The organism is Candidatus Endomicrobiellum trichonymphae, from assembly GCF_002355835.1.
Lineage (GTDB): Bacteria > Elusimicrobiota > Endomicrobiia > Endomicrobiales > Endomicrobiaceae > Endomicrobiellum > Endomicrobiellum trichonymphae.
The window spans coordinates 398,191-414,071 of record NZ_AP017459.1; the positions used below are offsets into that span (position 1 = coordinate 398,191).

The 15,881-nt window shown below is 30.2% G+C and carries 13 protein-coding genes and 2 tRNA genes; all 15 read left to right on the forward strand.

The genetic code is table 11. From position 1 onward, the window contains the following. Positions 1-618 precede the first annotated feature (618 nt). The 15 genes from RSTT_RS01955 (at position 619) to RSTT_RS02025 (ending at position 15,847) form a co-directional block, all read left to right on the forward strand. A tRNA-Arg gene (locus tag RSTT_RS01955) sits at positions 619-692 on the forward strand. A 12-nt stretch (positions 693-704) separates the two neighbouring features. Further along, positions 705-778 (forward strand) — tRNA-His (locus tag RSTT_RS01960). Positions 779-1,090: 312 nt separating this feature from the next. Next, complete coding sequence (locus tag RSTT_RS01965) at positions 1,091-1,831, forward strand: DUF7380 domain-containing protein (RefSeq protein ID WP_149030009.1); 741 nt, start codon at positions 1,091-1,093, stop codon at positions 1,829-1,831. Between the two features lie 772 nt (positions 1,832-2,603). Beyond that, positions 2,604-2,735 carry a hypothetical protein gene (locus tag RSTT_RS06755; RefSeq protein ID WP_269457766.1) on the forward strand — a complete coding sequence of 44 codons (132 nt, stop codon included), beginning with the start codon at positions 2,604-2,606 and terminating at the stop codon, positions 2,733-2,735. Positions 2,736-2,902: 167 nt separating this feature from the next. Beyond that, complete coding sequence (locus RSTT_RS01970; RefSeq protein WP_095558714.1) at positions 2,903-3,106, forward strand: hypothetical protein; 204 nt, start codon at positions 2,903-2,905, stop codon at positions 3,104-3,106. A 277-nt stretch (positions 3,107-3,383) separates the two neighbouring features. Then, a complete protein-coding gene (locus tag RSTT_RS01975; protein WP_096525479.1) occupies positions 3,384-5,489 on the forward strand; it encodes a Dam family site-specific DNA-(adenine-N6)-methyltransferase in 2,106 nt (701 codons plus the stop codon). Between the two features lie 11 nt (positions 5,490-5,500). Continuing rightward, the gene (locus tag RSTT_RS01980) at positions 5,501-7,492 is read left to right on the forward strand and encodes an AlwI family type II restriction endonuclease (protein WP_096525480.1); all 1,992 of its coding nucleotides are present in this window, start codon (positions 5,501-5,503) and stop codon (positions 7,490-7,492) included. A 124-nt stretch (positions 7,493-7,616) separates the two neighbouring features. Continuing rightward, a complete protein-coding gene (locus RSTT_RS01985; protein ID WP_096525481.1) occupies positions 7,617-9,725 on the forward strand; it encodes a DEAD/DEAH box helicase in 2,109 nt (702 codons plus the stop codon). Next, entirely contained in the window at positions 9,703-10,410 is a 708-nt protein-coding gene (locus tag RSTT_RS01990) for a DUF2290 domain-containing protein (protein ID WP_096525482.1), read from the forward strand. Before RSTT_RS01985 ends, RSTT_RS01990 begins: the two co-directional genes overlap by 23 nt. Before the next feature lie 875 nt (positions 10,411-11,285). Beyond that, positions 11,286-12,881: a DNA polymerase III subunit gamma/tau gene (gene dnaX / locus RSTT_RS02000; RefSeq protein WP_015423285.1), complete on the forward strand. Its 1,596-nt coding sequence runs from the start codon at positions 11,286-11,288 to the stop codon at positions 12,879-12,881. Positions 12,882-12,917: 36 nt separating this feature from the next. Next, on the forward strand, positions 12,918-13,205 hold the full coding sequence (locus RSTT_RS02005; protein ID WP_096525484.1) for a hypothetical protein: 288 nt from the start codon (positions 12,918-12,920) through the stop codon (positions 13,203-13,205). Beyond that, the gene (locus tag RSTT_RS02010; protein WP_149030011.1) at positions 13,190-13,459 is read left to right on the forward strand and encodes a hypothetical protein; all 270 of its coding nucleotides are present in this window, start codon (positions 13,190-13,192) and stop codon (positions 13,457-13,459) included. The genes RSTT_RS02005 and RSTT_RS02010 overlap by 16 nt, the downstream gene beginning before the upstream one ends. A 698-nt stretch (positions 13,460-14,157) precedes the next feature. After that, entirely contained in the window at positions 14,158-14,754 is a 597-nt protein-coding gene (gene recR / locus RSTT_RS02015; protein WP_015423287.1) for a recombination mediator RecR, read from the forward strand. A gap of 98 nt (positions 14,755-14,852) precedes the next feature. Continuing rightward, the gene (locus RSTT_RS02020) at positions 14,853-15,431 is read left to right on the forward strand and encodes a 2-oxoacid:acceptor oxidoreductase family protein (protein ID WP_095558720.1); all 579 of its coding nucleotides are present in this window, start codon (positions 14,853-14,855) and stop codon (positions 15,429-15,431) included. 104 nt (positions 15,432-15,535) lie between these two features. Beyond that, entirely contained in the window at positions 15,536-15,847 is a 312-nt protein-coding gene (locus RSTT_RS02025) for a 4Fe-4S binding protein (RefSeq protein WP_015423289.1), read from the forward strand. Positions 15,848-15,881 lie beyond the last annotated feature (34 nt).

Sequence of the window (15,881 nt, forward strand, 5' to 3'; positions counted from 1 at the left end):
AAGTTGTTATACGACAAAAACATTTTTTATTTGTTTTGTTGTAAGCGGCTAAGAAAGTGAAAATAGCAGAATTGCGACATATATCTATCAAATGTTAATATCCGAACTGCTGTAAATTGCCCTACTTCTTTCATTTTCTATTATATTTTTTAAAATAAGTATTTTGCTTTACTGCATTATTGTATTTAGGCAGTCTATATTTGAAAATCCGCCAATTATTAACAAAAGATGCAGTCTTTGAACAAAAAAAGACTGAATGTTTCGGAAACTTCGTCTCCTCGACATAAAAGACAATGAATTTTTTAGCCTCATTGAATATCTTTTTTTTCTGATTTTCACAGATAAAGGACAACTTCCTATCCCTACCTATTTAAAAGGACAGCATCCTGATAGAATCTATCTTAGCCGTCAAAATATAATTGTAATAATAGTGTATAAAAATTAAACTAAACCCTTATTAATTTTTGGGAAAAAGTGGAAGATAGAAGATAATGGATGTAATTGCAAACCTTAAAATGAAAATCTTGGACTGTTTTTTTGAAGCGTACTCAAAGAAAGGCATTTTTTCGGATTGACTGGATAAGTTTATTTTTGTTATAATCCAATTTTCTTATCATTGTCTCCGTAGCTCAACTGGATAGAGCAACTGCCTTCTAAGCAGTAGGTTGCGTGTTCAACTCACGCCGGAGACGCTTCTTTCTTTGGTGGTTGTAGCTCAACTGGTTAGAGCGTCGGTTTGTGGAGCCGAAGGCTGCGGGTTCAAGTCCCGTCAGCCACCCTTTTCAAGAGAAATACATTTATTTTTTAATCGTTTTAATTATATCATTAGGATATAAAAGAGATTTCAATGATAATTGTGAAAATTATGAGTGATTCCTGTCTGTTGACGCGGGCATTTTTTTCTCATTTGCATAATAGTGTAGGCTAAACGTAAATGAAAGAGTTTGTTAAAGATTTCAAAATAGAATATAAAGATTTTGATGCTATTCAGAAACGAGGATATTTGAATTCAAGAAATTTTAACCTGATACTTTAGTATAGAATCACTATAAAGTATTAAAGGATAGTCTTTTAGTACTTAGATATTCATTTGAAGTATTACGATGAAAAAAAACCTCATTGTCCTCACTATGGTGGTGAAGGATATATATCTATGATTCCTGAGGATATTTCTAAAGAACAAGCAGAGGAACTGTTTAGAAATTTGAATAAAATAGAATCACCTTATGTAAAGTCTCGAATTGCTGACATTTTATGGCATATAAAAAAATTGGATAAAAACAACATAGAGGCAGCAAAAATAGCAATAGAGTCCTACTATAAAAGTGTTAAGTATTTTGTCAATAACTGTAAAATCTCAGAATTTTTTTTGAAGTTTGCAATAGGACAATTGGAACGTCTCGCTATAATAATTTTATCCCTGAAAGATATTCCAAAAAGAGATCATATTTATAATAAACTTCTAGAATATTTAGATAATATTGCTAGTATAGAATTTATATCTGCGGCATTTGGAATCTTCCTTAGATTAAAACTTAGTAAAGAAGAAACAAAAGTTGTTATAGAAAAATTAGAAAATTTAATTAAACTATTAGGAGATAAGATAGATGGTTTTTCATTAAGAAAATTGTATTCAACTGGTGCAGAAATTGCTAAAAAATCTGGCGAGTTATATAAAATGCGTAGTTTTAAAATAATTGAAGCGGATAGTTTTATAGAAGAAGCAGATAAGATAAATATAAGAGGCTGGATAATAAAATCTGGTTTTTTGAAAAAAGCAATTTTGTTATATCAAAGTATTCCAAGTAAAAAAATAGAATTGAAGAATTAAATAAAAAACTTGCTGAGGCATGAATAAATATAAAAGATGAAATGGGGACTTTATATTTGACGATGTTAATCTTAATCAGTGTATTGAAATTAAACAGTTGGTATCAGGTGTGGAGTTTGAATAAGCTATTATCAGATTTATTGATTGTTTCCCTAAATATGAAACATTAACAGCGCAAGCAGAGAACTATAGTAATCCTAGCTTCATAGATTCAATTACTAATGATGTATGCGGTTCAGAAAGGGGAACAGTGTATATCTCGCATGATCCCGTTGATAATAAAATGATTGGATAAAGTGTTTTGTTATATATTTACTAAAGCAATAATAGTGCCTGCAATATAGACTATACAAAATGAGCATATATTTTCATGTAAAACAATTTATGAAATTGTAAAAAATAGTTTATTTATTCTTAAGAGACATGGATTTATATTTGCAAAAGGATTGTATCACTTCCTTAGATTTGAAATTATGGAAGCAGTTTCTCTATTAGTTTCGCAAATTGAAAATTTGTTGAGACAGATACTAAAAAACGCAGGTGTAAATACAAATGTAATAAGATCTGACAAAATTGAACAATCAAAAATAGATGTAGAATAGATCATAAATTTATGTTCATCTAATAATTTGATTTCAAAAACGCATTTATTTTATCTAGAAAAAAATACTTATCCAGCCTTTTTTTAGATTAAGACATGATATTGCTTATGGGAAAGCTGAAGATTCTATTGAATAGTACCATATTGTGTTTTTTGGTTTTTCATTTGGTAATGGTTCATAAAATTGAGCATTATAATAAAATCAATCCAAAATTTGAAAAATTAAAAAGTGTAGTGGCAAATTTAAATAAATATAAAGAAATTATAGATATTTTTATGAAAGAAAATATATCATTTTTTTAAAGAGAATGTGTGTGAAATATCATTTATGTCGAGCTTGGGAAATATCCTATCAAAGGAGTTTCCGTGTTTTGATGTGGATATTACTGAAGATAACCAGAATATAATGAAAGTCAAAAAATTTGATATTAGATTTAATAATACATAAAAGAATTAATCAGGATAATAATATGTTTGTATGTAAGGCAAAGAAAAGTAATAATAATGAAAATGATATAAGTATCGATAAAAACAGAATAAAGCAAATGACATTAAAAGAAGGTAAGTGTCATTATAAAATGGGTTGTTTTATTCATATTGAAAATGAGACTCTAACAAGTTTTTGGTATGAAAGTGGGCAAGAGGTTTCTATTTTAGAACATAAAAATATTTAAGTTAATAATTATAATATCTAAAATATATGTTTTTTTGTCTAAAGCATCCTTGCTTTTATCTTGGTAAAAATATCTGTAATTCTTTAATTTTTGGATTTTTCTGCTATGAAAAAATGAAATCATAGTTAGTCGTTTCGAATATGTGTTTATATAAAGCCTGGTATATAAATAGGTAAAAGTATATTAATCTATTCGCCTTTTATTGTGCTTGAAACCCTTATAACATACTGATAGAATATATGAAAATAACAAAAATTTATTGCATAAAAATTATACTATGGAAACGTTAACTACTGTTGAAGTTACTAAAAAATTGATTAATACGAGCAAAATATCTTCTCATGATAAAAGATCTAATCGTGCTGTTTGGACTTCACGATTGATTGATCAATTAAGAAATATTGTAAACCAAAGGCATATACCAAAGAATCGAGAATTTATCTTGTCTTATAAAACTACCGGTATTAATAATCGCAGATATTTAGGAAATAAATATAAACTTTTACCTTTTATAAAAAAAATCGTCAATAATAACTGCAGCAATATTAATACGGTTGCAGACATATTTGCTGGAACCGGAGCCGTAACGTATTTGTTTAAAGACAAAAAAATAATTACAAATGATATTATGTACAGCAATTATGTTTGTAACTTAGCATGGTTCGGTTCAGAGAATATTTCCCTAAAAAAGATTATTGAGATTATAGTGAGGTATAATAACGATAAAATAAATGCAGATAATTATGTGTCTAAAAACTTTAAAAATACATATTTTAATTTTGAATCTTGCAGAAAGATAGGTTATATACGCGAAGATATTGAAAAGTTGTATAAAAAAAGAAAAATTAATAACCGTGAAAGAGCAGTTTTGATTACATCACTGTTATATGCTATGGATAAGATAGCAAATACTTGCGGGCATTATGATGCATATAGGAAAAATGGCGATTTAAACAAAGGATTAGAGTTATCTGTTCCGGCAGTATTAAATAATTTATGTGATAATAATAAGTGTTTTAATAAGGATGCCAATATTTTAGTAAAAGATATAAAAGCAGATTTAGTTTATATAGATCCTCCTTATAATTCGAGGCAGTATTGTGATCTATATCATTTTATTGAAAATATAGCCAGATGGGAAAAGCCAAAAGTTAAAGGCGTTGCTAAAAAAATGGAAAGGAGTGATTTAAAAAGCGACTATTGCACGCAAAAAGCGTCGAAAGTTTTTGGGGATTTAATATCAAATATAAATGCGAAATATATATTGTTGTCTTATAATAATATGGCATATAAAGGCAATGCCCGTTCAAACGCTAAAATAAGTGATGCTGACATAATGAGAATACTGTCTAAAAAAGGAAAAATAAAAATATTTTCGCAAAAGTATAAATCTTTTTCTGCAGGAAAATCGTATATTACAGGAAATAAGGAGCGTTTATTTTTGTGTGTTTGTAAAACTTTTAAATACGTAAAGCCTTTAATATCATCTCCAATGAATTATACGGGAGGAAAATTCAAACTACTTCCTCAAATTCTTCCAAATTTTCCTAGGAATGTTAATACTTTCGTTGATTTATTCTGTGGCGGTGCAAATGTAGGCATAAACGTAAACTATGACAAGATAATATTAAATGACAGAGGGCAGTATATACCGTATCTTTTTAATACATTTAAGAATTTAGATAAAGAAGTTTTATTTAATATGATTTATGAAGTTATTGATAAATATGAATTATCTTTATCAAATAAATACGGATATAAAAAATATGATTGTAATAGTGTTGAAGGACTGGGAGCATATAATAAGGAAAAATTCCTTAAGATGAGGAAAGATTTTAATACTTATAAAAGCAGAGATTACTACTATTATGTACTGTTATATGTTTTGATAGTATACTCTTTTAATAATCAAGTAAGATTTAATTCTAGAGGGGAATTTAATTTACCCGTCGGGAAAAGAGATTTTAATACTCAATTGATTAAAAAGCTGAATTTTTTTATTGACAGATTAAAAAGTAATAATTTTATATTTACAAATACAGATTTTAGAAAATTTGACACTACAGCTTTGACAAAAAATGATTTTGTTTATTGTGATCCTCCTTATCTTATTACCTGTGCTTCATATAATGAACAAAACGGCTGGACAGATAAAGATGAAAAAGACTTGCTTAAGTTTTTAAGTTTTCTTAACGCAAAAGAAATAAAATTTGCACTTTCGAATGTTTTTAGAAATAAGGGCAAAGAGAATTCTATACTGTTAGACTGGCTTAAAGATAAATCATATAAGGTAATCCAACTTAATAAATCTTATGCAAACTCAAATTATCATACAAAAGATAAAACCGGTAATGCTGAGGAAGTATTAATTGTAAATTATTAGGATCAGAATTTATGTCTGTTAAAAATATAAGCTTTAAAAGCTATTGTTGGAATATTGGAACAACAAGTTATAGAACTAAAGAATTCAATACTAATATTGAGAAACAACTTGATATTGTTGAAAAATTTTGGAATTTGCAGAAAAATAAAAATGAATTGTGGAATGAAAAGATACAAACTGCATATTATAAATATATGCAGAATAATAAATTTGTTAGAGGAAGTGCTAACAGACCCGCTAAAGATGCGAGAGAAAAAACGTCCGGCTTAGTAGATATAGGATTATTGACTTCAGATAGAAGATTAACTCCGGCAGGACTTAAATTATTACAAATCAGCAGGGATAAAAATTTTGCCAAAGATAATGAATTAAAAATAGCAAATGACAGTTATATTTATTTAAAGCAATTATTGAAAATGTCTGTTAAGACTGATATTTACATAGTCAGACCGTTTGTACTTCTTATATATTTTATCGCTAAATTAGGTTGTCTTTCAAAAAATGAATACACTTATATTTTGCCTTTATGTATAAATAAAGAAATAACTGACAGGGCATTAGTTAAAATCAAAGATATTAGAGATAATAAATGTAGTGTTGATGATTTTATTTTAGATACTCTTTTATCGATGGATAATTATAAAGAAGCTTTAAAACTTTTAATATCGAATAGAGTAACTGAAAAACTAGTTAAAGTAATCGGCATGAACAGGAAAAGTCATAATTATGACAAGCCATATTACATGTTATATAAATCACTATTTACTTTATGTTTTGACAATGGAAAGAATCAACTTCTGAATGTATATAAGAGTATTGATGGATTGCGAGGAAAAACGAAATCATTTTGGAATGATTATATGTTTTATTCAAATTCAATTTCAATAAAAACACTAAAAAACAATCCTGAAAAGGCTCTTAAAAGAACAAGGTTATTAACTTTGAAAACTGAAAAAGATTTTAAAAAAGAATTTTTTAATCTATTACATTTATTTAAAGCAAAAGCAACATTATCCGATTATCTTGATCTGAATAGAAGATATTTTAGATTAACTGATACAATACTGTTTCAAGATAATACGGTAAGGATGGATATTATACCTGAGTATTTTTTCAAAGAAAATATAGATAACATATATAAGTTGGCTTTTACAAAAGATAAAAATATCCAAGAAGATTGTTCTCTTTCAGAAATATCTCCATATCTTATATTTGACGATAAAAAAATATTAAGAAATATTAATAAATCATTAAAAACAAGGTATTCAAACATTAATGACTTTATGGAGAGGGTTGATGATGAAAGATTGAATCGTTTTAAATCACTTATAGAAAAGAAGTTTACAAATGATATGTTAATTAAATTGTTAGAAATGTTTGAAAGTAGAAAACAAGATGTAGAAATAAATAATTATGTTACAGACAATGCTGATATACCGACGATATTTGAATATGTTGTAGGTATAATTTGGTATAAGATTAGTGAGCAAAAAGGCAATATATTAGAATATATGAATTTATCTCTTGATGCAGATTTATTGCCAAAGAGCCACGCGAGCGGAGGAATGGCTGATATTGAATATCATTATAATGAGACTGCTATGTATCCTAAGCATGTTGTTTTACTTGAAACTACATTGACAAGCGACTCTAATCAAAGGCGCGCTGAAATGGAGCCTGTGTCAAGACATCTTGGCAAATATTTACTAAAACATAAAAATGAAAATTCTTACTGTGTATTCTTAACTAATTATTTAAATCTCAATGTAATATCTGATTTCCGTAGCAGAAAGACTCACATATATTACTCTTCGAATGGGAAAGATTCTGTAAACAGCATGAAAATCATTCCATTACAGACATTAGAGTTAAAAACGATCATATCTAAAGGCATTCTGTATAAACAATTATATTCTGTTTTTGATAAAGCACATAATTCAGACGGAGAACCAAAGATTTGGTATAGTGAAAATATAAAGAATGTAATTTCTAATTTGAGATGAGTTTTTTCTATCAAAAAGATAATAAAAACTGCAAAAAATGAAATTGCCTATACTATACTCGGTTTGATTCTAATAGTATAAAAATTAATCTATTTTTTTTGTTGTGAAAAGGAGTATATATAATATGAACATAGTTAGAGGCACTAATATTAATGAAATGTTATCAAAGGAATTGATAGATGCTCTGACAAGAATGTCACTTGAAGGTATTTTATATTTAGGGTATCCAATAATTTCTATTGATGATGAAGCCAATAGTTGTGATGCGATGTTATTATCTGAAAAATATGGAATTATTATTTTTGATTATAATAATAGAAATTTTTCTAAAGGTATTGATATTGAAAATGCTCATGATAAATTATACCTTGCGTTGAAGAGTAAGTTAACCAAACATGTAGAACTAACTAAGAAAGAAGGAAGAGAGAGATTGTTAGATGTACCAATAATTATTATTCTTTTTAGTCCTTCAAAACCGAAGGATTTAGATGATTTTCCTGTTGACTTTGCAACTAAAGAAAATTTAGAAGAAAAGATACTCTCGTTAGAAAAAAATTTAGATAAAAAATATCTTATACCTTTAAAGGCTGCAATAGATAGCGTAAAAACTTTTAAACCGAGAAAAAAAAGAAGTAGTGTTACAAAGGAATGTTCAAAAGGAGGAATACTGAAAATTATTGAAAAAGAGATTGCAAATTTGGATAGATGGCAACAAAAAGCTGCGCTTGAGACGCCAGATGCTCCGCAACGCATTAGGGGATTAGCTGGTTCTGGAAAGACTGTAGTTCTTGCTAGAAAAGCGGCGCATTTGCATGGGCAACACCCGGATTGGAACATAGCAGTTACATATAATACTCGTTCATTGTGTCAGCAAATAAAAGAACTTGTAAGAAGGTTTTATTACGATCAGTGTGAGGATGAACCTAATTGGGAAAAGATAAAAATTATTCCTGCGTGGGGAGGACGTTCTGAGGGGATATATTCACAAGTTGCGAATTATTATAATATTCAGCCTGTAACATTTTCAGAAGCGAAATCTTTATATGGACATAATAATGCTTTGAAGGGCATTTGTGATGAATTATTAAAAAAGATTACGTCAATAGGGGAAAAAGAACCTATTTATGATGTATTATTGATTGATGAAGCACAAGATTTACCAGTATCTTTTTTTAAAATTGTTTATGAAATTGTTAATGACCCGAAAAGAATTATATGGGCTTATGATGAGCTGCAAAATTTAGGAGAATATCAAATGGCTCCTCCTGATCAATTATTTGGAGTAAATGAATCTGGACTTCCAAAAGTTGTACTATCTGATTTACCTGATACTCCAAGACAGGATGTAATCTTGCCAATTTGTTATCGCGGGACAAAATATGCCTTAACAGTTGCTCATGCACTTGGATTTGGTATTTATAGAAATAAGGGGTTAGTACAATTATTTGATGATAAAGGTTTGTGGGAAGATATAGGCTATGCAACGATATCTGGCAATTTTGATAGCGCTGGAAAAGAAATAAGATTGAAAAGAAAGGATGACTGCAGTCCGAATTTTTTTGATAAATGTAAAGTATCTGAAAGTGCTATGCGATGCATAACTTTTAAAGATAAAGAAGAGCAATATGATTGGTTGCTGAAAGATATAAAATATAATTTGGAAAATGAAGAAATTGAAGAAGATGATATTTTAATAATATTAACCGATCCTTTAACAGTATATGATGAATCTAGAACTGTTGTGAAGAAATTACTAGAGCATAATTTGAAGTCACATATAGTTGGAATAACAAATGATAGGGATATAATTTTTATTGAAAAATCAATAGCGATTTCTAGTATATATAGGGCTAAAGGGAATGAAGCTCCGCTTGTGTATGTTTTAAATTCTCAAAGTTGTTTTGATGGAGTAGAACTCATTAAAAAAAGGAATATTTTATTTACAGCTATAACACGCTCAAGAGCTTGGGTAAATATATTAGGATATAACGAATTTGATAATGATATGGATGAACTTTATAAAGAAGTACAAAAAGTTATTGATAAAAAATTCATATTTGAATTTATAGTTCCAACAAAGGAAGAAGCTGCAAAACTACGTATTATACATAAAGATAGACCACATGATTCAAAAGAGCGTATCAGAAAGGGAATAGACTATAAAAAGTTTTTAGATGGATTAGATGAAGATGAAAAAGACTTAGTTGGATATGGCAGGAATTATAATGAATAGAGGAGCATTGAATGTAATAATTAATAATTTAGTTTGTGATATGATAAAATCTAAAATTTCTCAAGTTTATAACGAATCTATATTTTTTAAAGAAAAAAATACAATATCTGTATCTGTAAAAACTAGAGATTCAATTTCAGATATGACAAATCTTGTTAATATTATCGATAGGTATAAAAAGTTTATTGAAAATAAATTTTATAATTTTATTTTATTCGATGGAGCATTAATTCAGATATTTTATAGATTTAAAGAGGATGAAATTGTTGAACACAGATTAGCATATGTTCCAAGTCCTATAACTCTTACATCTGAAGAATGCTATAATGAGTCAATTATTGGAATGATAGATATGATTAAAGACGATAAGATAGAGTTAAATAAAAGGTTGAATGATAGAGCAACTATAAGGTTTGATTTTGATAGAAATAACAGTTCCGAAGATCATCCTGCTTCACATTTAACGTTTATTTCTAATAGTTGTAGGATTCCAGTTTGCTCTCCAATTACTCCTAATGGATTTATAAGATTCATATTGGAAAATTTTTATAACTTTGAAGTGTTGTTATGCCAAAAGATTGATATAGATATAATAAAAAAAATTTGCAATATGAAATATAAACTTTTTGATAAGGTTATAAGTGATGATCATAAAAAGAAATTGCATATAAATTATGATCTTTAAAATTTTAATTTTGCAGATTTATCTTTGTTATTTTTATTTAATTTTTCTTTGATGTATACCTTGCAGAAAATAAAGCAGGATATTCAGTTAGCAAGATATCCGAAGATAAGTCTGCGCATAGAAAGATATAGATATAAAAGAGTATTGAATATGAATACTTTTCTTGAATATAAAGATAAAAACGTTGTAAAAATATTGACAAATATTAAGTCCGCTATACTTTTAACTTTTACGGACAAACTTTTTAAAAATATATATAAGTTTTGAGTCTGTGAAGTTTAATGATGTTGTGTAGATTTATAGGTATGTATAAAAAGACATTTTTATATATTTATACTGGCGACTGAGAAAGTAAAAGTCAGAGAATTAATATCAATAGGATATAGAAATTTAGCCCGCGGGATTTGTTTTTCATAGTATTAATATTATATTTTGATGCTGTACAGATGATGTTATATTTCCTCGCAATATATTCTCACCTTAATCCATTCCTCTCTTTTCAGGCAAAAAGCGATGTAGTAATGCCAATAGAAACACAATATGTCTGTTTTTTCTATAGTTCTTAGTAGGGATCCGGACATTGTTTGTTATATTGAGGGAAACATATCTAGGAAGTCTGGAATAATCCCGCATCCATTTAAGGAGACTACTTTGTCTCTGAATATCCAGCCCTTTTTTAAGCATATTAAAAGCTTTACCTTTTTAGAATTACAGTAGCTTAAAGTCGGATCCTCAATAGAAGATTATTGCATATGCAATATTTCAGGATTGATTGAGTTGATATGAACTTTTTTTGTTGTGTTACTTAGACAAGCAATTAAGTATTTGCTAAAATTACGGATACAAATGAATAATAATTTAAGGATGTTCGTCTTATGGCATATCTTGTTTTAGCAAGAAAATTCAGACCGCAGAATTTTGATGAAGTTGTCGGACAGGAACATATTTCGCAAACTCTTAAAAACTCAATTTCTGAAAAACGCATTGCCCATGCCTATTTATTTAGCGGACCTAGAGGCTGCGGCAAAACCACTATGGCTAGAATTCTTGCTAAAGCTTTAAACTGTAAAAATGGTCCGACAATTAAACCATGCGGAGTATGTGAAAACTGTGTAGAAATTTCAAAAAGCTCAAGCGTCGACGTTTTAGAAATTGACGGAGCATCGAATAACGGCATAGATGATATAAGGGTTTTAAGGGAGAATGTGAAATTCTCAACTGCCAGTTCAAAATATAAAATTTATATTATAGACGAAGCTCATCAGATAACAGCTCAGGCGTTTAATGCATTGCTTAAAACGCTTGAAGAACCACCCGCTCACGTTATTTTTATTATGGCTACAACCGAACAGCATAAAATTCCCATTACCATTCTTTCAAGATGTCAGAGATACAGGTTTAAGCTTATATCTGGTGCTGAAATGGTTTGCGCAATAAAGAGTATAGGACAGGAAGAAGGTTTTGAAATAGATGACGAAGCTTTAAATATAGTAACTTCAGCCTCCGGCGGCTCTATGAGAGATGCCTTAAGTCTTTTAGATCAAGCGGTGTCTTCAAATACAGGCAGAATAACCGGTGACTATATGAGAGGACTGCTTGGACTTCTTCCAAAAGATATTATAGTTTCGGTTACAGACAATATTGCGAAAGGCGATATACATGCAATTCTAAAAATCGTCAAAGAAATTTACGAGCAGGGGTATAATATTTTGCAGTTTGCAAGAGATTTAAGGGAGCATCTCAGAAATGTTATGATTTATTCTATAAACCCCGCCATCGCAGAAATTTCTTCTGAAGACAAAAAGATTTTTGATGTTCAAAAATCTTTGTTTACCGTCTCCCGCTATGTGCGTATGAATAATCTTTTATCAAAAGCTCTTGAAGAAATGCGCTGGCATGACCAGCCCAGAATTCTTCTTGAGATGTATCTTCTTAAGATGTCGGAGCCGTATTATGATGTCGGCGAACTTATAAATAAGATAACTGACTTAGAGAGAAATTTCAGGACTTGCGGTAATTCGCAGCTGCCTTTTGAAAAGCAGCCTGCAGTGCGAAGCGAATCTTGTGCTGCCGGTAAAGTTTTCGATCCTGCAGATTTGACAGTCGTGTGGAATGATATTGTTTCTGAAATAATAAAAAAACATTCGCTTACGGGGCAGCCGTTAAAAAATGCGTTAATTAAGATAGAAAGCGACTCATCGATACAGTTAGTATTTTCAAAACAATTTGATTACGATTCTGGTTTGGAATTTCAAGAACAGATTGCAAAACTTTTCCAAAGAATGACCGGTTTAAATGTAGCAATAAAAATCGTTATTGAAAAGAATATATCTAAAAATAAAGCGGTATATGAGGATGCGGTTGTTAAAGAAGAGTGTCCCCATCCGAATAAAGAAAACGCAAAAACTACAATACCTGCGCGCATAGAAGAAATAGCAAAAAGGTTTGGTTCTGTCGCCAAAAAAATTTAATACTCTATAAAGAGTTTCTAGTAGGAAGTTTTTAAAATGAAAAAACTCGTTTTGTCTATAATATTTTGTTTTGTAGCGTCAAATCTTTTGGCGATAATAGCAAAGGATGAAGACATTGAGATGAAAAAATATAAAATAGAGTTAGTCAACGGAACTTTTAAAGAAGTAAATCTTCCTGACGGCGTAAAACCAACTAGAGAACTTGTTGACAAACTAATTGACGAAGGCAAAGCTAAAGATTACCAATATGATACCAGCAAATTTGGAGGCAAGTTTGAGAAGTTTGCTGACAAATATTTAAACCTACTGTGGGCAGTTCTTTAGGCGACGAAACAATGGATTTGCTGATGGAAGATACAGCAGGCGCGGTTCCTATTGTTGGAAACGTTGCCAGAGGATTAAGAAACATTTTAAAGACTAAAGAGGAAAAATCTGAAGACGAGGAAATCAGAAAAGAAAATAAAGGACTTTTCACTCTTGCAAAAATAGCGGGTTTTTTAACTGTTGCACCGTTCCTGTGGCTGATTCTGTTGCAAAAATTGAAAAAAATATCACAACAAATAAAAAATCGGAGATGAAAATCCTACTGCTACAAAAATAGCGGGTTCTTTAACTGGCGCACTGCTTGTGACGGGCAGATGTATATAATGTTTCGTTAATTAGGACTGATAAAGCATCGCATGTAAGTTCAAAAGGGCAGCTTTGTAGAAATGGAAAAATCATTTTTGCGAACTGTCAGATATTTAACAATACTGCTAATATTTTAAATATCCAAACGATTTTTTAACGATATTAAGATTGAGGAAAACTATAACAATTGTGAATTTAAATTCAATAATGTTTCAAATGAAGTGAATTCAAGAGAATATGCTGTCAGCATGAAAGTGAAAAGCGAAGAATAAGTTATAAAAAGTTATTATGAGAAAGAAAAAATCAGAAAAGTCTGGCTGAAAAAGATTAGTCTCTTAATATTGCAACAATATTTAATATAGAATATTTTATTGATAAAAATAATTTTCATATTAATGGTTATAATATGTTGTTAAATGTGGCGAGTTAAGAATGTGAATCTGAGTTTATACCAGCGAATGTAAAGGAAGGCGAAGGCAAGTTGCCTGCCGTATTATCAAAAAACAACAAGTCTTTTCAATATTATCTATATTAATTATTTTGAAAAGAGGAGAAAGGATGTATTTGGAGATTTTAGCAATGCTGTTAAAGAAAAAAAGATGGTATTTTTTAAACTATTAAAAGAATATTGGGGATTTAAAATAGCATGAACAGACCGCGGCCCGTAGAGAAAATGGTTGGAATAATAAAAAAACTACCAGGTGTAGGACATAAAATGGCAGAACGTCTGAGCTATCATATATTGAAAATGCCTCAAGTGGAAGTTGACAGACTTATAGATTCTATACAAAATGCGAGACGAACGATGAAGTGTTGCAGCATCTGCTGCAATTTAAGCGAACACGATCCATGTCCTATATGTTCTGATGTTACAAGAGAAAAGAATATTGTATGCGTTGTGGAAACTCCTCAGGATTTAATAGCCGTCAGCAAAGTTGAAGATTATAAAGGGCTTTATTTTGTGCTTGGAGGTGCTTTATCGCCTCTTGATGCGGTAGGTCCTGATGACATAAGAATTGATAAGTTGATAAAGAGATTGAAAAGAGATAGCATTAACGAAGTAATAATTGCTACTGATGCAGACTCTAAGGGCGAAATAACTGCTGTTTACCTTGCAGATATTATTAAAATATTAGGCATTAAGGTCACAAGATTAGGTTATGGTTTACCTGTCGGCGGTGATATTGAGTATGCCGATGAGATAACTATCTCGCGTGCTATTGCAGGACGGAAAGAAATGTAAAAAAGCAGAGTAAAGATAGATTGACGAAAAAGACAAAAATTTTTTTGTAATTTTACTTTTTACTCTTTAATTCTACATATGCAAAAAGGAGCAGAATGATGTCAGCAAAAATGATTGAAGTTCGTTGGCACGGTCGCGGCGGGCAGGGCGCAAAGACAGCTGCGCTTTTATTTGCCGAAGCTGTTTTGGCAACAGGTAAATATATACAGGCATTCCCTGAATACGGACCTGAAAGAATGGGCGCTCCCGTTCAGTCTTTTAACAGAATCAGCGAAGCTCCCATTACAATCCATTCGGGTATAACAAATCCTGATTATGCTGTTATTTTAGATCCGTCTCTGATAGAATCTGTTCCAGTGACAGATGGTATAGGGGAAAAAGGAAAAGTTATAGTAAATACTTCTTTCAGTTCCTCAGAAATTGCGCAGAAACTCGGTATTGACGCAAGTCAAGTATTCGTTGTTAACGCAAGTCGGATCGCTTTGGAAACGATAGGAAGAAATATACCAAACACTCCTATGCTTGGTGCTTTGGTAAAAGTTATAGGAACTTTGGATATCAACGGCGTTTTAGAGGATACAAAAGTCAAACTTACAGCAAAATTCAGACATAAACCGGAAGTTATTGAAGGGAATCTTGCATCAATAAAATGTGCTTTTGGTGAAGTAAAAAATTAAAAAGCTGTTTCTCTCGCAAGACATTTTAAGAGATGTGACATTTCGTTTCGTTCAGTTTCGCTCTGATATTTAATAAAAGGGCTTTGTCCTTTGGAGGAAATAAAGTGAAAAAAGAAGAAAGAAAATTAACTGCTGTTGAAATACCTATAGGCGATATAGTTGAAGCTGAAACGGCAGTCGAATTTAATACGGGAAGCTGGCGTTCTGAAAGACCCGTATGGAATAAAGAAAAATGCATTCATTGTTTAACATGTTGGATTTCATGCCCTGATTCTTCTGTAAAGATTGCTTCAGATGAAAAGAGAATAACGATTGTTACAGGTATAGATTATGACCATTGCAAAGGTTGCGGAATTTGTGCAAGAGAATGTCCGCCTAAAATTAAAGCAATTACAATGGAACATGAAAAGAAATAATATAGAGAGGTTCTTGCCTCAAAGGGTTAATGAA